General features: G+C 57.6%; 19 protein-coding genes. 6 read left to right on the top strand and 13 right to left on the bottom strand.

Going from position 1 to position 20,556, the window contains the following annotated elements:
- Positions 1 to 47 precede the first annotated feature (47 nt).
- The 8 genes from prpB to FO268_RS09735 all read right to left on the bottom strand — a co-directional run bounded on the left by prpB (position 48) and on the right by FO268_RS09735 (position 9,677).
- A complete protein-coding gene (prpB, locus tag FO268_RS09770) occupies positions 48 to 935 on the bottom strand; it encodes a methylisocitrate lyase (RefSeq protein ID WP_150992410.1) in 888 nt (295 codons plus the stop codon).
- Between the two features lie 46 nt (positions 936 to 981).
- Positions 982 to 1,662 (bottom strand): GntR family transcriptional regulator, encoded by a 681-nt coding sequence (locus FO268_RS09765; RefSeq protein ID WP_150992408.1) that lies wholly within the window; start codon positions 1,660 to 1,662, stop codon positions 982 to 984.
- 105 nt (positions 1,663 to 1,767) lie between these two features.
- Positions 1,768 to 2,943, bottom strand: a complete 1,176-nt coding sequence (locus FO268_RS09760; RefSeq protein ID WP_225316577.1) for an AI-2E family transporter — start codon at positions 2,941 to 2,943, stop codon at positions 1,768 to 1,770.
- The gene (locus FO268_RS09755; RefSeq protein ID WP_150992406.1) at positions 2,898 to 4,478 is read right to left on the bottom strand and encodes a glucan biosynthesis protein; all 1,581 of its coding nucleotides are present in this window, start codon (positions 4,476 to 4,478) and stop codon (positions 2,898 to 2,900) included. The genes FO268_RS09760 and FO268_RS09755 overlap by 46 nt, the downstream gene beginning before the upstream one ends.
- Positions 4,460 to 6,517 (bottom strand): glucans biosynthesis glucosyltransferase MdoH, encoded by a 2,058-nt coding sequence (gene mdoH, locus FO268_RS09750; RefSeq protein WP_404802915.1) that lies wholly within the window; start codon positions 6,515 to 6,517, stop codon positions 4,460 to 4,462. Before mdoH ends, FO268_RS09755 begins: the two co-directional genes overlap by 19 nt.
- Positions 6,518 to 6,596: 79 nt before the next feature.
- Positions 6,597 to 6,863, bottom strand: coding sequence for a hypothetical protein (locus FO268_RS09745; protein WP_150992402.1), 267 nt, complete (start codon positions 6,861 to 6,863; stop codon positions 6,597 to 6,599).
- Entirely contained in the window at positions 6,860 to 8,377 is a 1,518-nt protein-coding gene (locus FO268_RS09740; RefSeq protein WP_225316652.1) for a glucan biosynthesis protein G, read from the bottom strand. The genes FO268_RS09745 and FO268_RS09740 overlap by 4 nt, the downstream gene beginning before the upstream one ends.
- Positions 8,378 to 8,501: 124 nt before the next feature.
- A complete protein-coding gene (locus tag FO268_RS09735) occupies positions 8,502 to 9,677 on the bottom strand; it encodes a ShlB/FhaC/HecB family hemolysin secretion/activation protein (RefSeq protein WP_150992398.1) in 1,176 nt (391 codons plus the stop codon).
- 368 nt (positions 9,678 to 10,045) lie between these two features.
- Between FO268_RS09735 and galU the strand changes: the two genes are divergently transcribed.
- The gene (gene galU / locus FO268_RS09730) at positions 10,046 to 10,882 is read left to right on the top strand and encodes a UTP--glucose-1-phosphate uridylyltransferase GalU (RefSeq protein WP_150992396.1); all 837 of its coding nucleotides are present in this window, start codon (positions 10,046 to 10,048) and stop codon (positions 10,880 to 10,882) included.
- Between the two features lie 12 nt (positions 10,883 to 10,894).
- Here the strand turns inward: galU and FO268_RS09725 are convergent, their stop codons facing one another.
- Entirely contained in the window at positions 10,895 to 11,311 is a 417-nt protein-coding gene (locus FO268_RS09725; protein WP_150992395.1) for a helix-turn-helix domain-containing protein, read from the bottom strand.
- Between the two features lie 131 nt (positions 11,312 to 11,442).
- Here FO268_RS09725 and FO268_RS09720 point away from each other — a divergent pair, with 131 nt between their 5' ends.
- Positions 11,443 to 12,315: a RibD family protein gene (locus FO268_RS09720; protein ID WP_150992393.1), complete on the top strand. Its 873-nt coding sequence runs from the start codon at positions 11,443 to 11,445 to the stop codon at positions 12,313 to 12,315.
- On the opposite strand, the gene FO268_RS09715 is transcribed toward FO268_RS09720, so the two are convergent.
- Genes FO268_RS09715 through FO268_RS09700 form a run of 4 tightly spaced genes read right to left on the bottom strand, consistent with a single transcriptional unit; the run spans position 12,290 to position 16,601 of the window.
- Positions 12,290 to 13,231, bottom strand: coding sequence for a lysylphosphatidylglycerol synthase transmembrane domain-containing protein (locus FO268_RS09715; protein WP_150992391.1), 942 nt, complete (start codon positions 13,229 to 13,231; stop codon positions 12,290 to 12,292). The genes FO268_RS09720 and FO268_RS09715 overlap by 26 nt on opposite strands.
- The gene (locus tag FO268_RS09710) at positions 13,221 to 15,167 is read right to left on the bottom strand and encodes a glycosyltransferase (protein ID WP_150992389.1); all 1,947 of its coding nucleotides are present in this window, start codon (positions 15,165 to 15,167) and stop codon (positions 13,221 to 13,223) included. Before FO268_RS09710 ends, FO268_RS09715 begins: the two co-directional genes overlap by 11 nt.
- The gene (locus FO268_RS09705) at positions 15,154 to 15,552 is read right to left on the bottom strand and encodes a 6-pyruvoyl trahydropterin synthase family protein (protein ID WP_150992387.1); all 399 of its coding nucleotides are present in this window, start codon (positions 15,550 to 15,552) and stop codon (positions 15,154 to 15,156) included. The genes FO268_RS09710 and FO268_RS09705 overlap by 14 nt, the downstream gene beginning before the upstream one ends.
- 32 nt (positions 15,553 to 15,584) lie before the next feature.
- Positions 15,585 to 16,601 (bottom strand): zinc-dependent alcohol dehydrogenase, encoded by a 1,017-nt coding sequence (locus FO268_RS09700; protein ID WP_150992385.1) that lies wholly within the window; start codon positions 16,599 to 16,601, stop codon positions 15,585 to 15,587.
- 82 nt (positions 16,602 to 16,683) lie between these two features.
- On the opposite strand from FO268_RS09700, the gene FO268_RS09695 reads away from it, so the two are divergent.
- The 4 genes from FO268_RS09695 to FO268_RS09680 all read left to right on the top strand — a co-directional run bounded on the left by FO268_RS09695 (position 16,684) and on the right by FO268_RS09680 (position 20,432).
- Positions 16,684 to 17,406: a CDP-alcohol phosphatidyltransferase family protein gene (locus FO268_RS09695; RefSeq protein ID WP_150992383.1), complete on the top strand. Its 723-nt coding sequence runs from the start codon at positions 16,684 to 16,686 to the stop codon at positions 17,404 to 17,406.
- Positions 17,403 to 18,005, top strand: a complete 603-nt coding sequence (locus tag FO268_RS09690; protein ID WP_150992381.1) for a YceI family protein — start codon at positions 17,403 to 17,405, stop codon at positions 18,003 to 18,005. The genes FO268_RS09695 and FO268_RS09690 overlap by 4 nt, the downstream gene beginning before the upstream one ends.
- A gap of 150 nt (positions 18,006 to 18,155) precedes the next feature.
- Complete coding sequence (locus tag FO268_RS09685) at positions 18,156 to 19,226, top strand: hypothetical protein (RefSeq protein WP_150992379.1); 1,071 nt, start codon at positions 18,156 to 18,158, stop codon at positions 19,224 to 19,226.
- Positions 19,227 to 19,346: 120 nt separating this feature from the next.
- Positions 19,347 to 20,432 carry a hypothetical protein gene (locus FO268_RS09680; protein WP_150992377.1) on the top strand — a complete coding sequence of 362 codons (1,086 nt, stop codon included), beginning with the start codon at positions 19,347 to 19,349 and terminating at the stop codon, positions 20,430 to 20,432.
- Positions 20,433 to 20,556 lie beyond the last annotated feature (124 nt).

The following is a 20,556-nucleotide window of genomic DNA, read 5'->3' as shown; positions in this document are numbered from 1 at the left end:
CCCGTAGATCGGATTAGGCCGTAAGGCCGCAATCCGACAAAACGGGTTTAGCCCTTTTTCTGCTGGAACAGCTCATCGAGCTTCTGCTCAAACTCGTGATAGTTCAGGAAATCATACAACTCCATCCGCGTTTGCATCAGGTCAACCACGTCTTTCTGATCACCCTTCTCCAGAATGTTCTCATACACCGTCAATGCGGCCTTGTTCATGGCGCGGAAGGCGCTCAGTGGATACAGCACCATTCCGGCGCCAGCCTCGGCAAGCTCCTTGCGGTTGTACAGGGGCGTGGCGCCGAACTCGGTAATGTTGGCCAGGATCGGTACGTCCAGGGCTTCCGCAAAGGCTTTGTAGTGCTCCAGTTCGGTGACGGCTTCAGCGAAGATGCCATCCGCACCGGCTTCGATACAGGCTTTGGCTCGTTCAATAGCAGCTTCGAGACCTTCTTTCTGGAAGGCGTCGGTGCGGGCCATGATAAAAAAGTCGTCGTCTTCACGTGCATCCACGGCAGCCTTGATGCGGTCAACCATTTCCTCCTGGGAGACGATTTCCTTATTGGGGCGATGGCCGCAACGCTTCTGGGCGACCTGGTCTTCAATATGGACTGCTGCAGCGCCGGCGCGTTCCATCTCACGAATGGTGCGGCCAATGTTGAAAGCGCCGCCCCACCCGGTGTCGATATCAACCAGCAGCGGGACGTCGGTAGCGGCGGTAATGCGGCGGACGTCTTCAACCACATCGTTCATTGAGGTTATGCCCAGATCCGGCAAACCGTAGGAGGCGTTGGCGACGCCGCCACCTGAGAGATAGATGGCCTGGTGACCCACTTTAGCGGCCATCATGGCGGTGTAGGCGTTGATGGTACCTACAATCTGCAAGGGATGATTGTCTTTGAGAGCCTTACGGAAGCGGGCGCCTGGGGATGGTTTTCTGGACATGGGGTTGGCCTCTCTATTCTGGTGGATTCTTTCTCTCGGATTACGGTCAGATGCTCAGGGTGCCGTTGTGGATCTTTGTTTCTATGTTTTTGCGGGCGGCGTTGATATGACGTTTCATCAGGAACTCCGCCAGTTCGCCGTCACGCTGAGCAATGGCTTCAGCGATTCTTCGATGCTCTTCCAGAGCCATATGGGGCCGACCGGAGGACGTGCTCAGTCGATATCGGTACATCCGGACCATATAGTAAAGATCACCCAACAGCATTTGCGCGAGTTTTGTGTTACGGCTACCGGTGGCGATGCGGTGATGAAAGTCGTAATCGCCTTCGGCCTGATAGTAAGCCTGCCCCTGAGCCTGTTCGATCATTTTTTCATGGCTGTCCAGGGTTGCCTGGAGGTCTGCGATTTCGTCGTCAGTCATTCGTTCGGCGGCCTGTCTTGCCGCCAGGCCTTCCATGGTTTCGCGGATGCGGTACAGCTCCAGGAGCTCCTCGGCGCTGACTGACACCACTTTTACTCCGGCATGGGGCCGGCGGACCAGCAATCCCCGGGATTCGAGGCGGCCAAGGGCCTCTCGGAGGGGGCCGCGGGTCAGATTGAAACGGGAGCAGAGTTCTACTTCACCAATTTTCTCGCCAGGGACGAGATCGCCTTTCACGATTGCTGTTTGCAGACAATCGAAGGCCTCGTCGGCGCGGGTGTAGGTTTGAATGGCAGCTTCGGACATATTTTGTCAACAATAGTGACTGTAATGCTCCGAAATTTACGCCCAAGGGATCATATTGTCAACAATCTATAGACTAAAGAATGCTCAGTTGTTGACATGATGCCTTCATTTTCCCAGTAACTCGCCTAGCGGTTTCAGCTTGCCAACGTGGTCACAGAGGGTTTTGATGATCATCAGTAGTGGCGTTGCTATCACCAGCCCTATCGGACCCCAGAGCCAACCCCAGAACAGCAGGCCAATGAAGATGGCTATTTCATTGAGACTGGAGACGCGACTGGTGAGCATGGGCAGCAGAATATTACCCTGGATGCTGGTGATCACCAGGGATACAACGGCGACGAGAGCCGCCATATCCAGAGCTCCGAACTGAATGAACGCAGCCATGCCAGCGCCGATGAACACGAGGAACGGGCCCAGATACGGCACGGCGCTTGCCAGCCCGGCAACGACCCCCCAGAAAATGGCCTGCTCCACTCCGATCAGGAAGAACGACAGCCAGGTAAAGAAACCCACAAACAGCGCAGACAGAAACATGACAAACAGAAAGCGCCGAACCTGGAAATGGAACTCGTTCATTATTCGCGCAGTATTACGCATGCTGCTGAAAGAAGGGCCCGAGAGTTTGACTGCCTTACGTTTATAAAGCCTCCCTGCCGCAAGCATGAAATACACCAATAGCAGCGCAGAAAAAGCCTGGGACACTATTACCACTATTGCCGATGACTCCTGCATCAGGAAATCCCTGATCTTGAAAGGATCATCCACCACCTTGACGCGCATTACCTCTGGCTGACCTGTCTCTTCCTCCTCTTCCTTGGTACTGTCCTCGATCTTCTTGGCCACCGTCTGGGCCTTTTCCATAACGCCTTCTTCTTCAGGCGCCGAGCGTGCTTCGCCGCGCTGGAACTGCTCGATGGCCAGGGGCGCTTTGTCGAGCATGGCCATGGTTTCCCGATGCAGTGGGATGCTCGAAGCAGCAATGGTGGCCACCACTACGGTCAACACCAGCGCTGCGCCGAGGGGGCGAGGTACCCGGAACCTCGCCGCCACGGACACCAGTGGGTCCAGAGCGTAACTGATGATAATGGCTACCACTACTGGCAGCAGCACTGCCTGAGCCCAGGAAATGAAGTACACAACCACAACGCTGGTCAGGACAATTATTGCAGCACCGCGGAGATTCACCCCCCGTATGACAGCTTCACCTCCCTTGCCCGCTTCCGCCTTTTCCATAGCTACCCTCTCTCGTGCTTCGGTGGCGGCGTGTACTGGTACAGCCATGTTTCTGTCAGCACCTGGTCACCCAGTTTCAACTGCAGCCGCAGGTCGATTGGCTCCAGAGAGTCATCCGGAACGAGATCAAACATGGCACGGTAACCCTTGATGGAATCCAGAGGGCGGGCAGAGGTAATTTCTGTCCGGCCGCGGCTGGCTGTAATGACCGGCTCGACCTCTGCATCGTCGGCAAGCAAAGGCAGGGGGCCGCCGGCGAAGTCCACAGCAAACCGCCATGAAAAGTACTCTCTTTTCTGGCCGACCACGCCCCCAAGCCCGGTACGAGTTGCCTGCACAGTCGCCAGCTGGACGGGGTGTTTCGGCGGCTCTGAACCCCAGCTCAGATTATAGGAATACAGGTATTCATTACCCGGCTCCAGCGGCTCTTCGGGATTCCAGAAGGCGACGATATTGTCGAATGTTTCGTCTTTAGTGGGAATTTCCACCAGCATTATGCTGCCGCTACCCCACTCCCCGTGGGGTGTTATCCAGGCACTCGGACGCCGGTCATAGAACACTCCGTCATCCTGGTAACGGGCAAAATCACGATCGCGCTGGAGTAAACCGAAGCCTTTCGGATTTTTGTCAACAAAACTGTTCACCTGAAGTGATCGCGGGTTCACCAGCGGCCGCCACAGCCACTCGCCCTGCCCGTTATGAACCGCCAACCCGTCAGAGTCGTGGATTTCCGGCCGCCAGTCGTAGGCCATTCGGCGATCGTTCTCACCGGTCTGGTACATACTGGTCAGGGGCGCCATGCCAACCTGCTCCATGGTTTTGCGCGGATACAGCGCCACGTCTACATTCATCACCATGTTTCGCCCAGGGGTCATGGTGAAGGCGTAGGCTCCTGTTGTGCTCGGGGAATCCAACAATGCGTACACGACCATTTGATGGCTACCGGGCGCCGGCTTTTCCAGCCAGAAGGCCGTGAACTGGGGGAATTCCTCTCCACGATTGAGGCCGGTATCGATAGCCAGCCCCCTTGCGGACAAGCCATATTGCATTTCAGAACCAACCGCACGGAAGTAACTTGCGCCCAGAAACGCCACCAGGTCCCTTTCGTAATCGGTATGGAAATGTACGCGAAACCCGGCATATCCAAGATCTTCAGGCAGTGTACCGAGCGGTTCCTCTCCTTCGTATTTAAAATAGCCCGGCTTGTAGGCCAGCTCACGGGCCTGACCGTTCTCGACCTCGTGAATACGCACTGGAGACCTGAAATACAGGCCGAGGTGAAACAGCTGGACCTGGAAGGCGTTATCGTCATTGCGCCAGAGGGCTTGATCCGGGCGAAAACGGATTGCCTGATAGTCGTCCCACGACAACTGCTTGAGAGACCCGGGCAAATTCCCTTCCTCCGATTTCCAGGGCTGTCCTGCCAGAGTTCTGGCGTGCCCCTTAAGCCAGGCATAGCTGAACGGTTGCGCATCACCCAGCGAATCGGCCTGTGCCTGCCGGCTGAAAATCAGGGCGGACAGTGGCACTGCCTGGATCCCTGCAAGTGCAACGAAGGTTTTGATCAGTTCCCGTCGGTCCATGGTGTGCTCCGTTTTCGTCCTTTTCTGCTTAACGTAGTAATACGCCGGCCCCAGAAACTGTCGGGAGGGGCTTGCCAGGCAAGCTGGTGGAGATCCGCCACGGACTGCCTGTCTCGAAATAACTGGCTGAGCTCGCTGCGAGAGAGAGAGCCGGGGCCGTCTGCACCACAACGCTCCACGAGCGGCTCCAGCAGTTTCGCCCTTCTGGCCAGGCGGATATTGCGTGCCAAAGCCTGATGAAGCCGATTCAGACTCGGTCGGATCACCGCTTGCTCCACAGCGGTCAGCATGGGGTCGTCACCACTGTCATTCCGCGCGGCACGGGCATCGTCCAGCACCTGCACAGGCGTAAGCTCTTCCGGTATCAACAGCATACCGCGCTTACGCAGGGCCTGACCGACCCCCACACGACTCAGCCATACCGACGTGGGGGCTGCCAGCACCAGCGGAATCGCAACCGGTAAAGACCAGAGGAAGAACATGGGGTCCAGCGTCCAGGCAAACGCAGACCAGGCTGCGGCAACCACCATTCCGGGTAACTGCGTCACAAAGGCCTCGCGCCAGGTCGTCTCCTGTGTGCGGTTCTGGCCAGCCCAGGTCAGAGAGAGGTTCAGTAAGGCGCCAAGAACATAACGGCTGTGGGCCATCATTCGAACCGGGGCGAGCAGTACAGAGACGACAATCTCGGACATCACGCTGAGGAAAAGTCGCCAGACTCCGCCGAACTGCCTGGCAGTGCCGTGGATAACCGCATCCAGAATGGCCAGGAACTTTGGAATAAACAACAGCGACAAGGTACTTAACGCGAGGCCCAACGCCCATTCCGGGCGCCACTCGGGCCAGAGTGGGAACAGGCCCTGATGACCCTCGGGGAAATAATCAATGCTGGCAACGGTCATCTGAACCGCTTCTACGGTGGTAAGAATCAGAAATGCCAGCCACAGGGGCGAGGCCAGATAGGCCATAACACCGTTCAGCAACGCCATCCGGTGGGCCAGGCGAAGCCGGCGCCCGAACAGCAGGATCCAGAGATGCTGGAGATTGCCCCGGGACCAGCGATTGTCACGGGATAACTCGTCCGAGAGCGTTGGCGGTGACTCCTCGAAACTGTTGCCCAGGCCGGGCTCCAGCCATACCTCGTGGCCCGCCCTGCCCATGTAGGCCGCCTCTACGAAGTCATGGCTCATGATGGGGCCGCGGAAGAGACCGAACCCGCGCAGTTTGCGCAGGCCGCAATGGTCCATAAAAGGTTTGATGCGGATAATGGCGTTGTGTCCCCAGAACGCTGCGTCGCCCATCTGAATCGCGGCCAGGCCGGTGGCGAACAGGGTGGAATACAGCCGGTTGGCGAACTGCTGCACTCTGGCAAACAGCGACTGGCCATTGATGATGGAAGGGGCAGTCTGGAGTATGCCGACATTGGGCTCCCGTTCCATCAACTGCACCATACGTACGATGGTGTCTGCGCTGAGCAGACTGTCCGCATCGAGGACAACCATGTAGCGGTAGCGGCGGCCCCAGCGACGCAGAAAATCCGCAACATTGCCGCTCTTGAAGTTGAGGTTCACCCGCCGGCGACGGTAAAACAGCCGCCCTTCTGCCCCGAGCTCCTGACACAGGCGATACCAGGTAGCCTGCTCTTCAAGCCATACATTCGGATCACGACTGTCTGACAGAATATGGAACTCGAACTGGTCCAGCTGGCCTGAGCGCTCCAGGTCCTGATACACCGCCTTGAGCCCGCTGAGCGTCCAGTGCACTGGCTCATGGTAAACCGGCATGATGATGGCTGTTTTGGCCAACGGCGTGGTCTCTAGCACCTCCGCCGGATGCCGCTTTAACAGACTGTAGCGATCCCCTCCCAGAAGACGCAACACAAAGCCCAGGATCGCGGTCCAGAAGCCTACGGCAATCCACATGTACAGCAGGGCGAACAGCACCAACAGCCCCAGTTCCACCAGGGTTCCGCCATGGTAAGGCAGAACCCAGAGCAGAAAGTAGCACGCGGTGAGGGTTTGCCCCACGACGAACAAAGTCATGAAAAGACGCCTGACGGTAGCGACTCTGCGCCAACTGCCGGAACGTCTCCGAGCCTGCACCTCTGCTGCTTCAGCCAGGTCAGTCATAACCGATGCAACCCCGTTTCAGCGGTGGGCTGGCATCCGGAATGATTTCGCGGGGACGCTCGAAGTAATCGGGGATACTGGAGACACATCTGGCGGGCAGATCCGGGCCCGCGCCTTCAGCAAGTGCCGAATCAACAAGACGAAGGGCCTGCCTGCAGGTTTCTGTGGTGAGTACAACACCCTCATCGCCCAGATAGGCCAGGACACGTTCCAACGCTTGCTGGCAAGGAATGTCCGGCATGTTCAGGGCCCCCGTCATGATTCGCCCTGTCGGTTCCTGGCAGCCTCGGACAGCGAATAGCTCCAGACTTCCGTCAGGGGTTCGTCGTCCAGCAGTAACTGACCGCGAAAAACCGGTTCCGGTCCGCTGCCTGGCCGCACCAGCATCGACAACCGCCAATTGTTGTCTGCTTCAACAAATTCCACATAGTGCTCAATGATTTCGGCGCCTTCGCTACCACCGCCCTCACTGACCTTGCTCACAACCGGGGCATCGGGTTCGAGATCGTCCAGGGGCCCGCCGGCAAAGTCTACGACGATGCGGTAGCTGTTCTCCACGTTGCCTCCCCCGGGTCGATTACCATCTCCCACGAAGGTTTTAACCGCCCGCCCCGTGTTCTGGCCGGCAACGTCCTTGCCACCAAAACTGAGGGTATAGTCCAGTTTACGGTGGTCTCCCTCGCTTGCGCCTCCCTTCGGCTTCCAGAAGGCGACGATGTTGTCGTTGGTTTCCGACTTGGTGGGAATCTCTACCAGTACCACTTCACCACCAGACCAGCCTGGCCGGGGGGACACCCAGGCGCTGGGGCGCAAATCATAGCGAGCGCCGGCATCCTCAAACTGGTGAAAGGCGGTGTCTCTCTGCATCAGGCCAAAGCCGCCCAGGCGATCAACCTGCAGGTAACTGAGTTTGAGTCGATCAGGATTGACCAGTGGCCGCCACAGCCACTCATCCCTGCCTGCGTCGTGAATCAGCAAGCCATCAGAGTCGTGAACCTGGGGCCGCCACTCCCCGGGTGGCTGGCCGGTATTCTCGCCGTAAAAGAACATGGAGGTGAGGGGTGCAAGGCCCGGCTGCTCAATGTCGTTACGGAAAAACAGTTCCGCACTGACATTTACCCGCGTGATTTCCCCGGGCTGTATATCGAAACGATAGGCACCGGCAACACTGGGGCCATTCAGCAATCCATATACCCGTATACGATCACTGCTCCCGCCGGGCCGCTCAAGCCAGAATTCAATAAATGAGGGAAACTCTTCACCAACAGGAAGGCCAGTGTTCAGGGCAATACCCCTTGCCGACAGCCCGAAGCGATTACCCGCCCCTACTCCGCGCAGGTAACTTGCGCCGGCAAAGACCAAAAACTGATTCTGTTCCGTTCCTTCGCCCAGGGGGTAAGTCAGCTTGAAACCGGCATGACCGAGATCTGCCGGTACCCGCTTGGCGAGTTCATCGGGAAAGCTGTAGGCGGTTTTGTCAAAAGGGATCGACCGCACACCGGTGGCGTCAATTTCGTTGAGCTTGACGGTGTGGGTATAAAAATTACCCGGGGGAACCATCATCACCCTGAAAAGGGAAAGGCCTTCTTTCCAGAGGCTTGCCTCCGGATTAAAACGAATTGCCTGATAATCCCGGTAACCCAGATCCCTGAGAAAACCGGGCACCTCCGGTGGTGGTTCGTATTTTCCGGCTGCCAGGGCTCTGGCCTTCTCCACTACATCTCCGAACACAAATGCATGAGCCGGAACTGTGTAGAGAAAACACGACAACATGAGCAGCGCTAGCAATCTTGTCCCTGAGTGCATGGGTCTTCGACCTCTGTTACGTCCCTTAGATCTACTAATGTAGCACCTGCGGGCGAAACTTACTCAAGTGACAACTTTGTAAGACGGCGAATCAGATACCCATGGACAGCGAGAACCGCACGTCCGGGTGATCAGGCATTGTCATGGCGGTGCTCGACGTGCGAAGCATCCGGCCCACGCTCACATTTGCAGTGAAAGCACGGCCCTGCATTTTCAGGGAGACCTGCCCGGCACTTGCCTTGCCGTAACGGTTTGCCTGGACCCCTGAATAGGGAACCCAACCCTGCAGCACAGCGAAGTTCACGCTCGACAACACGCCATCGACAAAGGGCATCGGCCAGGCGGGGCTGGCTGTGTCCAGGCGAAGCCAGCCACCACGAACAACGGAAACCGACTGGCCGTTGAAGCCGGCCAGCATGGAAGGGCCCGCGACGGTCAGGTATTCGGACGACGGAAGGTCTTCATCGGCGAACTGGTAGCGTCCTTTTATCCGCCAGCTCCACTGGAAAAACTCATGCTCTAAAGAGGCCGACATGGCCACCTTGTAGAAGTCCTCGTCTTCGGAATTGCTCTCTTTCATCGGGTAGTCGACTGCCTTGGATTCACGCCCGCTCAACGCCAGCACGCTGGTATTGGCGAATATGCCATTCCAGAGTTCGTGACCACCCCTGGCCTCCAGGCCAAATGTCGAAAGTTCGTAACTGGATTCTGAAACCAGGCTGTCTTGCTCGAACGAGGCGCTGTCGCGACCGTGATGTTTTGCGATACCGTCAAAGGCCATCCCGAAACGTGAGAACAACGGACGACTAAAACCCAGGCCCATAACGCGTGATTGGCCACTGGCATTGACCCGGCGGCTGGCGTTACTCACAGCACGGTCGTAGCGGGATCGTCCTGCTTCGACCTGAAAACGGTTAGCCCCGGCCGGAAAACGGTATCGGAAGGAGGCTGCGCTGGAGTCGGTATCGTTTTTGTAGGAGCGGGCATCGCGGTAGTCGAAGCCGATGGCGTCTTTCTTGCCGATCAGCCTGTCCGCCGCCACGCCCACGGAGCCATCAAGACCGTCGCTGTTCAGTGCCGTCTTGCCTGAAAACTTAAGTCGTGACCGCAACCAGTGCTCGCGCTCTTCCTTGAACGCGTCCGAATTCCCGGCAAGGTAATCGGAATGGGGCTGCCAGCCGTTACGGAGCCAGGATCCGTTTTCTTGGGCATAAAGAGGCTGAGTGATCGTGCACCATATCAGTGCAATCAACAGGGTTAATTTCAATGGTTCAGTTCCCGCCAGATAGCGCCGGCCACAATGCGAGAGGAAAGCCGGTTATTCTAAAGAATTTTTCATGACGGGGAATGTATTGCATCAGAACGAATAAATCCAGCGCCTGTTGCCTAACTTTACAAACGAAATGTGACACCAATACAGTCAGTTACAACAACATCTGAAAGTTTTTTCTATGCAAATCAACAAGCAATACCAAAGGTTACGAAACCCCGCTTTTTACGAAATTCTACATTTCGGCACCGGGGCCTCCATTTAAGCCAACAACTTGGTTACACTTGGCACAATTCGTGAGTCAGCCGTCAAGGATGACTGACTTACAACAGGCAGTGACCCACGCGAATATAAGGACGACCATTATGATCAAGAAGTGTCTCTTCCCTGTTGCCGGATATGGCACCCGTTTTCTTCCCGCCACCAAAGCCATGCCCAAAGAAATTCTGCCGATTGTGAACAAGCCTCTTGTGCAGTACGGGGTGGAAGAAGCCGCAGAAGCCGGTGTTCATGAATTTGGTTTCGTCACCGGGCGGGGCAAGCGCGCAATCGAAGATCACTTTGACATCAGTTATGAGCTGGAGCATCAGATTGCCGGGTCTGGCAAGGAAGATCTTCTTACCTCCATCCGCGAGCTGATTGATCACAACTCTTTCGCTTTCACCCGCCAGAACGAGATGAAAGGCCTGGGTCATGCCATTTTGACCGGGCGCAACCTGGTGGGCGACAACCCCTTTGCGGTTGTTCTCGCAGACGACTTCTGCGTGGCAGACGATGACGGCGAAGGCGTACTCGGCCAGATGGTCCGGCTCTACAATCAGTTCCGCTGCTCTATCGTCGCCATCGAGGAAGTACCGGAAGACGAGACTCACAAGTACGGCGTGATTGCCGGTGAGTCCATGAAGGATGGCCTGTACCGCATTACCGACATGGTTGAAAAACCTGCCCCTGAGGATGCCCCCAGTAACCTGGCGATCATCGGCCGCTATATCCTGACGCCGGACATTTTCTCTATCCTCGAACGGACACCGGCGGGCAAAAACGGTGAGGTGCAGATTACCGACGCCCTGCTGGAACAGGCAAAGAATGGTTGCGTGCTGGCCTACAAATTCAAGGGGCGCCGCTTTGACTGCGGCAGCATTGACGGCTTCGTGGACGCCACCAACTACGTCTACGAAAACATCTACAAGAAAGGCAAGTAGCAGGACGGAGGGTTATTTGCCCAGGATCTGCAGAATCATGCGCCGGTTTTCGCCGGAGGTTTTCCGGAACCGGCGCAGCAGTTCCGCCTCTTCGTCTGACAGCTGAATCCGGCTGATTTCCTGCTCCAGTTCCGTCAGCGCTGCTGAGAGATCATCCCCCTGGCTGAACGCCAGACCTGGCAGCTCCAATTGCCCGGTATCGCAGGTATCGTCCAGATCCAGCAAGTCTTCAAGCGGCGTTCCTGTCTTGATGCACAGGTCAAGCAGCTCAGTTACCCCCGGGTAGCCCCTCTGCCGGGCATCCATTGCCTCCCAGTTGGCCACCCTCACTTCGTCCACACCACACATCTGAGCCACGTCCCCACGGGACAGTTGCCCGGCCTCCCGAATCTGCCGCAAACGGCGGTTGAAAGTTTGCAGGTACCGCATAAGGATTATTCTCTGCCGGGTTTCTGGGGGTTTTATCACGCTTTTTGTGAATCACACCGGAAATGTAACGTACATATAGCTTTACACACAATCTGCCTATAATGAATCCACCAGCAATGGAATTACTCGGTATGGCGGCACAGATACTCGACAAAAACACAGCCTGGACCCTGATACTCGAGGCAGTGAACCGCAGTAACGTGACACTGTCGTTACCCGGCAGCAATACCCCGGCGCTCGAGCTCAGCGGGGAAGGCAACTGGCAGTTGCAACTGCCTGCCGATACAGAAGCCAAAAACCTGCTGTCGGTTTTCCTGCCCCTGTGTTGTCCGCTGACCCGTGGGGCGCCATCCCGCGTAGTGGGCCAGATGGGACAGAGCCTGGATGGCCGCATTGCTACAGTCACAGGCGCCTCGAAATTTATTAATGGTGACGACGGCATAACCCATCTGCACCGCCTGCGCGCCGTATCCGAGGCTGTAATTGTAGGCGCCGGTACCGCTGCCACCGACAATCCCCGGCTTACGGTTCGCAAAGTTCCGGGCGTGAACCCGGTCAGAGTGGTGATTGACCGTCACCGGCGGGTACCGGAGGATCATCACCTCTTCTGTGATGAGGCCTCTCCCACTCTCAGGCTGGTTGCTGGCGAATACCGCGCGGGAAACAAGTTGGCGCCAAGGCACGGCGTTACCGAAGTCCCTTGCCTTGGTCTTGATGAAACCACAGAGCCCGGCCATTTGTTGTCGGTTCTGGCGGACTTCGGCCTGCGCAAGATTTTCGTGGAAGGTGGCGGGCTGACCGTCTCGGAATTCCTGAATGCAGAGCTTCTGGACCGGCTCCACGTCATGGTTGCGCCGATGATCATCGGAAGCGGACGCCCGGCTTTTTCGCTCCCCGAGATCACCCACCTCGACAGCGCCCTGCGCCCACGCGCGCAGATGGTGGACCTTGGCACTGACATGCTGTTTGATCTGGATTTCAGTGAACGGGCCGACGGCCACTGAGAAGAAACAGTACGCCTGGCAAGCTCGAAACCAACACCGCCAGCCCATAGCCCACGCTCAGCGCCACCCCCTGCTCAGCAGGCAACCCGACCAACGGCCATAAAAGTGCCGCAGCGCCCTCACGCACTCCCCAGCCAGCCACGCTGACGGGGACGGCCATTGCCAGCAATAACAGACTGCAGAGCGCGATCAGGATGAGTACCTCTAGCGCACCTGCCCAGTACCCGGCCCCGAACGCCAGAATTGCGAATACCCCCAGATAAGTCGCCACCACCACGGCGGACGAACCCAGCTGCACCACTATTGCGGGCCAGCTCACCAATGACTTACGGATATCCCGGCGCAACGCATGGACATACCCCCTGCCCCGTGCCCAGAACCTGGCAACGAGGCCCAACACAATCATCACCATGACAGCAACGCTGATGGTCAGCCCGCCGAGATCCGAGACCATTCCCGCAGTCTGCCCCTGGAACAGTGCGAGCCATGTACCCAGGCCCAGCGCAACGGAAATCATCACCAACTGGCCGGACAGCCTTTCAATCATTACTGCATGAACAGCGCCCAGCCGAGATCCGGAATCAAGGCTGTGGCGCCAGGCGCGGTTAACGTCCCCCAGGACACCACCGGGCAGTACCTGGTTCAGGAACGTTGCCAGATAGTATTCCCGAACCGCCGCGCTAAAAGGCAGTTCGATGCCCAGCCGCCCGGCGGTGTAGCGCCAGCGCCAGGCCGATACCATTACCTGGAACACTGAAATCACCATCGCTGCCAGCAGCATTGGCAGGGAGAATGCGGCTAGCTCCTCACCGATCACGGAGGTATCAAGAAAGATCGCCGTGGTTAGCAACAACAACAGGGTGAAAGCCCACCGCAACCAGATGGGCAAACTGGCCCGGGACATATCAGAGGGCATGTTCGAATGCGGGCCGGGCGAAAAGGTCCTGATGGACAACGCGAATGGTCAGCTTTTTTGCCCGTGCCTGGGCCAGTCGTTTATCAAACCAGCGTGTGGCGCGCTCCAGCTCACCAGAACACTGCTCTTGCACTGCCTGTTGCCAGCCTTTCAGTAACGCAACCTGTAACGCCGCCTGTTCCGCTGTTAGCTGCCAGGGGCTTGGTGCAACAGATGTTTGATAGCCGTAGGTTTGCAGGCGCGTCTGTAAATAGGTGGTTGCGTCCGGGCCCATGGCAGCCCCCGCCCCCTTTTCGCGATGTTGATGGGCATTGACCGATTCCAGAATCCAGTGGTCGTCGGCCTCTGCTGGCGACAACTCAAAACGACCATCATAGGTAAGCACAATCAACAGCCCGGCACGACGCTCAGCCACAGCGCTGGCAAGTGCCTTCAGCCATTCCGCAGACATCAGGTCAATCAGTGCCGAGGCAGTTACCAGCCGGGTATCATCCGGAATCTGGCTGGCCAGGGTCTGGTATGTCAATTGACAGACCCGGGTTTCCAGTGGCACATCCAGATGTTCCACCCGGTCGGAGGCCAACGACAGCAGGTGTTCGTCCTGGTCAAGCAGAACCCAGCGTTGGGGCACGGTCAAGGCCGGCACCAGGTATCTGGCATTGGAGCCCGTGCCCGCCCCCAGATCGGCTACCAGCAAGGGCGGCGCATGCTGACCACTCGCTGTATTCGGAGTGTTGTACTCATGCTCGGCCCAGCTCAGTACCTCTGCCATCAACGAACGGTTACGGGCCCGATGGTCTGCCGGCTCCCGCAGCGTCAGCCAGTCGCTGTCGAAGGTTGTAAGATCAGCAGGCGGAAGCAGGCTTTCAAGGGCGTCTCTGAACTCCGTCACTGCCAGGCTCCAGCGGCGCAGGCATTGGGCTTCTGTATTCGCCTGCCGTGTCATCCGCAGCAACTCTTGTGGATCACTCAGCCATTCTTTGAGGCAGGCTCTCAGCCTTACCGTATCGCCGGCCGGGTACTGACATATTCCCGGTCGATTACCCGTGCTCGCTAGGGCTCCACCATCGGTTGTGATGACCGGCAGGCCCGCCGCGAGAGCTTCATCAATCACCATGCCATACCCTTCGTACACGGATGGCAACACAAAGATATCCGCGCGTTCATAGGCCGCGGCCAGGCCGTCATCGTCCAGCTCCCCGGCCAGAGTGATTCGCGTCTCAAGGCCGTGCTCAAGTATAAGCTCCCGTATCCGGTGGCCGTAGGTTTCGTCCCGATCTGTTGAGCCGGCCAGCGTGCAATACCAGGCCAGGTGTTGAAGGTCACTCAGGGCTTCGATGAGATGATGCTGTGCCTTGCGGGGAGAGAGGTGTGCGACACACAGCACATTGAGGCCGCTATCGGGCTCGGTTGACCGTTCGTCGCCAGGAGATTCAGGAGTGACCGTGTCAGACCCCGGCTCCACTACACGAATACGTTTTGCAGGCACGTTGTAGTCAAGTAGCCGCTCAGCCGTGTGCCGACTGGTGGTGATTACCCCCGCCACAACAGCGAGCGCCCTGCGTTCGACCCGGAAAAGCCAGTCCCGGGCAGGAGCCGCCAGGCCGGTTTCATCCGCCAATGGGTGATGCACCAGCGCTACCATACTCAAACGCCCTGCGTGGGCGGCCACAACATCCGGCAGCCCGCCCATGGCCAACCCATCGAGAACAACGACAGAACCATCAGCCAGGCCCGCCAACAGGCTCTCCAGTGACGCCTCTGCGAGGCGGTCGGGGATCGGGAAAACACCATTCAGCCCTTCGCGAGAGGCCTCCACGCCAATGTCGATGAAACCTTCGGCTATCCGACGGACGTACCGATAACCACCGGTGTTCTGGTCAGGATCGCCAGGAACAACGAAGAGCACCCGTGGCGGAGTATCAAAGCTTGCCATGGTAGCTGGCCCAGGCAATGTGAGACTCACCGAGGGTGACCTTCATGCCACACAGGCCCTTACCGGTTTCCCCCAGTCTGCCTTTATGGATGGCCGCTGCCATACGATCAAATACTGTGGCAGCCATGAACTCTGTGGTGGTGTTACGGCCCGAGAATTCCTCGATATCGTCCAGGTTCTTCATATTGAATTCGGCAATCACTTGCGAGAGAACTTCAGATGCCAGGCCGATATCGACGATCAGGTCATCTTCGTCCAGTGCTTCTCTTTCAAAGGTCACGTCAACTACGTAGGTCGCCCCGTGCAGGCCCTGGGCCGGGCCGAAAATTTCTCCTTTGAAGCTGTGGGCGATCATTATGTGGTCCCTGACAGTAAGGCTGAACATAGGATCTGTTTCCTTGGTGCAAATGTGAGAATTCAAGAGTGGTTATAGACAATACGATGGCAGAGGGTTTCCGAAGCAGACGGGAAGGCTGGCCCAATGCGGGGCCCTCCAGCCAGAGAGGCCATAATCTCAGGTAATGCTTCGAAGGGACCTTCACCGGTTATGAGATTGTCCAGAGCGTCGTCCTTTAACAGCTCCAGAGCCAGGGACATGCGGTCACGATAGGTCCAGCGCGGCACCTGGGAGGGATGAAGGTGCCCAACCTGGCTTGAGCGTATTGTCAGGCGCCGGGAGTGAAAGGCATGACCAAGAGGTACGGGAACTGTTTGCGCCCCATACCAGCTCATTTCAACAATTCGCCCTTCCATACCCGCCAGTTGCAGTGACGTTTGCAAGCCTTCAGGATGGCCACTGGCATGAATAACCAGATCATGGTCGTCCTGCCCGGAACGGGTCTGAAAAGCAAGCCCCAGGGATTCGGCAACGTCCTGACGGCCGGCGTTGGTGTCCAGCGCGGTTACCCGGGTGCCCGGTATCCTGCTGGCGAGCCATGCCACCAGCAGGCCCACAACCCCAAGACCCACGACGGCAATCCGGTCGCCGATCCGGGGGGCTGCATCCCAAAGCCCATTTATCGCCGTTTCCATGTTTGCAGCCAGCACGGCCCGGCCGGGCGGCAGCCCCTGCGGTAAGGGTACAACTGCAGAGGCAGGCAGACGGTAGCTGGTCTGGTGAGGAAACAGGCAGAACACAGTCCGACCCAACAGATCATCGGGGCCAGAGCTTACCCGCCCGACATTGGCGTACCCATACTTGACCGGAAATGGAAAATCACCTTCCTGAAATGGTGCCCGCATCGTAAGGAACTCGGACTCAGGTACCTGATTGGTGTAAACCAAGGCCTCGGTGCCTCGGCTGATGCCGGAATACAGTGTCTGGACCTCTACCGCCGGATCGTCGGCAGCCTCAGCGGACGGAGGATAATGGTCAAAAGTCGCCGGGTGAATTCCCCCTTCCAGAGGGCCCGTAACCCAGAATGCGTTTGTCATATCGTCTGTTTCCTTACAGCGCACGTAAGCAACTATAGTTCATGGAGAATAGTGCATCGATAAGCACATACGCAGAGGTTTGATGATGGATTCCCGAACCCGGACATTTCAGCTGCCCGTGGCAGCAGACCTTATTTGGGGAGCCGGCCTGACTGCCCTGCTGGTTGCCGCCGCCGGTATCGGGTGGCAGATTTCTGCGGGGCTCTATGGTATCGCGGCATTGCTGTATCTGGCCATTGCCCTCCCGGTTATCTGCCGCTGGCCCTCCGGCCGGGACTTTGGCTGGGCCAATCGGGCTACGCTGGTACGCGCCGCAATGGTTGTATTGCTGGTGAGCCTGGCTCCTTTCATTGCCAGACTGGATAACTGGTTGTGGCTATACGGAGCATTGTGTTTGTTCGCCCTGGTGCTGGACGGAGTTGATGGTGCCATTGCCCGGACCACCCATTCCACCACCGCCTTTGGTGCCCGCTTCGACATGGAGCTGGACGCATTGTTTATTCTGGGGCTCTGTGTTGCCGTGCTGGCACTTGAGAAAGCCGGCGCCTGGGTTCTGGCGCTGGGATTAATGCGTTATGCCTTTGTGGCTGCCGGCCATTGGCTGACTTTTATGAACCAGCCATTGCCGGAGAGCTTTCGGCGTAAAACCGTGTGTGTCTGGCAGGTGGTGACCCTGATGATTGCCATCCTGCCGGTCACTTCAGCGGCGTTTGCAAACTGGACACTCGCGATCGCGCTGGCGCTGTTGTGTTATTCGTTCTCTACAGATCTGCGCTGGCTTTATCAAACTGGGAGACAGCCATGAAAACCTTTCTATCAAAGTCTGTATTTGCCATCAGCATGGTGCTGACCGCTCCAGCCCTAATGGCAGCGCCGGAAACCTATGTCATTGATGACGAGCATTTCTCCATGGCGTTTGAAGTGATGCATATCGGTTATGCGCCGGTGATGGGCATGTTCCGGGAGGTGGAGGGGCAATTTGAATACGACGAGGAAGAGAAACAACTCACCTCCGGCAAGCTGACTTTCAGAAGCAAAAGCGTATTTACCAACCACGATAAACGGGACGACCACCTGCGCAAGGACGATTTCCTCGACAGCAAGAAATTCCCCGACATCACCTTTGAAGTGACAGGGTTCGAATCTACCGGAGACAACGCGGGTGTTGTCACCGGCGACCTCACCCTCCTTGGCCAGACCCAGCCGGTGGATGTAAAGGTTACCCTCAACAAATCCGCCGAATACCCCATCGGTCACAAGGATTACACCCTCGGCCTCACCGCAGAGACGACCATCAATCGCAGCGACTGGGGCATGACCTATGGCATCGAGGATGACCTGGTAGGTGACGAAGTGCGCCTGCGGTTTGGCCTGGAAGCGGTCCGGGATTCCGGCTGGCTGTGAAAGATGTGACGCGCCTCACACCCTGGACACATTTTGTTACACAATCGGGCCAAATTTTTGCCAGAAACAAATTTGGCCCGTTATGTTAGAAGAACAATAAAAAAGTGACGTTCTCGTCATATACGAAATACCACCAACAAGGATCTGACGATGCCACTGCGGGCTCTGTTGACCCTCACCCTCGTTATATCCGGCGCTATCGGGCTGGGTTACCTGCTGGCGGCTGAAAACCCGCTCCGCTTCGCCTGGCTTCCTGGCACCCAGCCCGCAGAGCCACTGTCTGACACCTCTGATGCTCCTTCGCCTGGCATTGCTGACGATCCAATGCCACCCCCAACGCCTGAGCCCCCGGAGGATGCCCTGGGCTTCATGCTCGCCAGCACGGCTGAGCAATACACACAGAATATCCGCTATCCCGAATACTCCATCCCACTGTCGGAAGAACAGGCGAATGCCTACAGAGGCAATCGATTCGAGCCGATTGAGTTACCCCTGGAAGGCGATGGGCGATTTACGGTGACCCTAGAGAAGTATCGCTTTGTGCAGGACGAAGATATTCTTGTTGTGGCCACAATCACCGGTTCATCGGTAGTCTCCGACCGCCTGGAGGTCACTCTGGAGTCCACAGAAGCCCGCCGGCAACACGCCAGCTCTTCACTGAGCAATACCTCAGGCGACAATTACTACGAAGGCGTGATCGAGGCTGATGCCGAGCCGGGAGAATACCGCCTGATTGTCGAAGCCAGCATCGACGGCCAACCCGTACGCCACGCCTCTACCCTGATGATCGAACCCGACCTGGGCGAATTCGATGGGCTGGGAAGCCCCCGGGTGAGCAACAACGACCTGGTAATACCGGTTCACTTTGAAGCCAACGAACCCGGCTTCTACGCCCTGTCGGCGCAGCTTTACCATAACGGCCGTGCAGTGGCCCAGTTACAGGATGAGAAACGACTGGACGGAACCACCGACACCCTGGAGCTGAAGGCCCACGGCTCGGTTATCGCCAAGCGGAAGATCACCGGCGAGCTGGAACTCCGTCACCTGCAGATCCGCCGCCTGCCGGCAAGACCCGGCGATCGCACGGATTATGGCTTTGGCCCTGAGGAGGGCTATTCATTCTCGCCGCCGGACCTGGACGGGCTGACCGACACCCCGGCGAGCGATCCTGAATCAGAGCAACGCGCCGCCCTGCTTCGGCAGCTGGCGGACAAGTTCTGATGGCGGCAATGCCGCACCGGCTCGACGCCGGGTAGTGCCGGTTAAAAGAAGCCCGAACAATGGGCCAGCAACCGGATAAACGTCTTGCAATAACAACAATGGAATAAAGACGGAGCTTTTATGAAAACAAGAAAGCGAACTGCCTGTAAGACCGCTCTTGCGGTCGCCCTGGCCGGCGGACTGTTTGCCGGTACCGCCCAGGCCCAGTTGGCGGGCCACAACGTGGTTCTGGTTCACGGCTTCCAGCAGGAAGACCTGGCCAACCCGCCTGCCAACCTCGATGCAGTAAAAAGTGCCGGCGAGGACTACTGGCGCACCTTCTGGTTATCCCGTTCCGACGCCCGCATTGACTGGGGCAGCGATGGTCGGGTGGAAGGCAACATTGCCCAGCAGGCTTACCAGCAGCTGCGGCAGATCAGCCAACAGGGTCTGTGTAACGATTACTGCCTTGTGGTGTCCCACTCCACGGGAGATCTGGTCACCCGTCACCTGCTGGAAAACCAGGCGCGGTGGCTTCAGGCCGAAGGCCTTCAGCCACTGAAAATCCTCGCCGCCATTGACTACTCCGGTGCCGGCGGCGGTACCGAACTGGCGGACCTTGCCATGAGCATCGCCTACAACGACAGCTGGTATAACTGGCCGTTGAAACAGGCCGTCCGTGCTTTCACCGGCATAGAACCTGAGCCGGGCAAGCTTGGGGTGGTGAACGACCTGCAAACCAACGCAGCGCGCAATCTGGCGGTGAGCCCCAACAATATTCCACGGTTAAGATTTGTGGCCGGCGGTTCTTACTATGGTGGCATCACCAAACCGTTCATTGCCGGCACTGACGACGGTGTGGTTCCCACCCACTCCGCCTGTGGAGCGACCACCAGTAGTGGCATAGACTCCTGCAGCTCGAACTTGAGCCTGGCAGGCAAGGTGTCCAGCCAGAACGGCCCCTCTGACCTGTATTACAACCACTTCCCGATCCTGATGAACGAAGGCGTTTCCCATAGCGGCGTTCTGGGTTCAGAAACCGGCAACATATCGGTGCCAGTGGTGAACAATACAACCCTGAACGGGCTTCAGGTGGATTTCGCCAGCCGCACCTATAACAAACGCGCCTGGTGGCAATGGTGGGGCTCCGGTGACCAGTACGTAGAGATTCCCGGCTCCGACCAGACGGACATGTCCACACTGGTCTACAACACGCTTGATAACTGATAAAAGCAACCAGCGGGCTCACCCGCCCGAGGGAGTACCAACCGGCTCACGGAAGAGCCATTTTTACCCGTCCATGATAAACTCCGCCGCTGTCCCGCTGTTGACCGGGCCCAGTCTATTCTCT

The organism is Marinobacter denitrificans (genome assembly GCF_008795955.1).
Classification (GTDB): Bacteria; Pseudomonadota; Gammaproteobacteria; order Pseudomonadales; family Oleiphilaceae; genus Marinobacter; species Marinobacter denitrificans.
Note: the sequence above shows the minus strand (reverse complement) of the source record. Positions and strands in the feature narration are given on the sequence as shown.

Excerpts from the sequence above, each read along its gene's own strand:
- mdoH (WP_404802915.1), bottom strand. The coding sequence starts at position 6,517 with ATGACTTTGTTCGTCGTGGGGCAAACCCTCACCGCGTGCTACTTTCTG.
- FO268_RS09685 (WP_150992379.1), top strand. The coding sequence starts at position 18,156 with ATGCCACTGCGGGCTCTGTTGACCCTCACCCTCGTTATATCCGGCGCT.
- galU (WP_150992396.1), top strand. The coding sequence starts at position 10,046 with ATGATCAAGAAGTGTCTCTTCCCTGTTGCCGGATATGGCACCCGTTTT.
- FO268_RS09680 (WP_150992377.1), top strand. The coding sequence starts at position 19,347 with ATGAAAACAAGAAAGCGAACTGCCTGTAAGACCGCTCTTGCGGTCGCC.
- prpB (WP_150992410.1), bottom strand. The coding sequence starts at position 935 with ATGTCCAGAAAACCATCCCCAGGCGCCCGCTTCCGTAAGGCTCTCAAA.
- FO268_RS09765 (WP_150992408.1), bottom strand. The coding sequence starts at position 1,662 with ATGTCCGAAGCTGCCATTCAAACCTACACCCGCGCCGACGAGGCCTTC.
- FO268_RS09755 (WP_150992406.1), bottom strand. The coding sequence starts at position 4,478 with ATGGACCGACGGGAACTGATCAAAACCTTCGTTGCACTTGCAGGGATC.
- FO268_RS09695 (WP_150992383.1), top strand. The coding sequence starts at position 16,684 with ATGATGGATTCCCGAACCCGGACATTTCAGCTGCCCGTGGCAGCAGAC.
- FO268_RS09740 (WP_225316652.1), bottom strand. The coding sequence starts at position 8,377 with ATGTTGTCGTGTTTTCTCTACACAGTTCCGGCTCATGCATTTGTGTTC.
- FO268_RS09715 (WP_150992391.1), bottom strand. The coding sequence starts at position 13,231 with ATGCCCTCTGATATGTCCCGGGCCAGTTTGCCCATCTGGTTGCGGTGG.
- FO268_RS09725 (WP_150992395.1), bottom strand. The coding sequence starts at position 11,311 with ATGCGGTACCTGCAAACTTTCAACCGCCGTTTGCGGCAGATTCGGGAG.
- FO268_RS09700 (WP_150992385.1), bottom strand. The coding sequence starts at position 16,601 with ATGACAAACGCATTCTGGGTTACGGGCCCTCTGGAAGGGGGAATTCAC.
- FO268_RS09690 (WP_150992381.1), top strand. The coding sequence starts at position 17,403 with ATGAAAACCTTTCTATCAAAGTCTGTATTTGCCATCAGCATGGTGCTG.
- FO268_RS09705 (WP_150992387.1), bottom strand. The coding sequence starts at position 15,552 with ATGTTCAGCCTTACTGTCAGGGACCACATAATGATCGCCCACAGCTTC.
- FO268_RS09760 (WP_225316577.1), bottom strand. The coding sequence starts at position 2,943 with ATGGCTGTACCAGTACACGCCGCCACCGAAGCACGAGAGAGGGTAGCT.
- FO268_RS09720 (WP_150992393.1), top strand. The coding sequence starts at position 11,443 with ATGGCGGCACAGATACTCGACAAAAACACAGCCTGGACCCTGATACTC.
- FO268_RS09745 (WP_150992402.1), bottom strand. The coding sequence starts at position 6,863 with ATGACGGGGGCCCTGAACATGCCGGACATTCCTTGCCAGCAAGCGTTG.
- FO268_RS09710 (WP_150992389.1), bottom strand. The coding sequence starts at position 15,167 with ATGGCAAGCTTTGATACTCCGCCACGGGTGCTCTTCGTTGTTCCTGGC.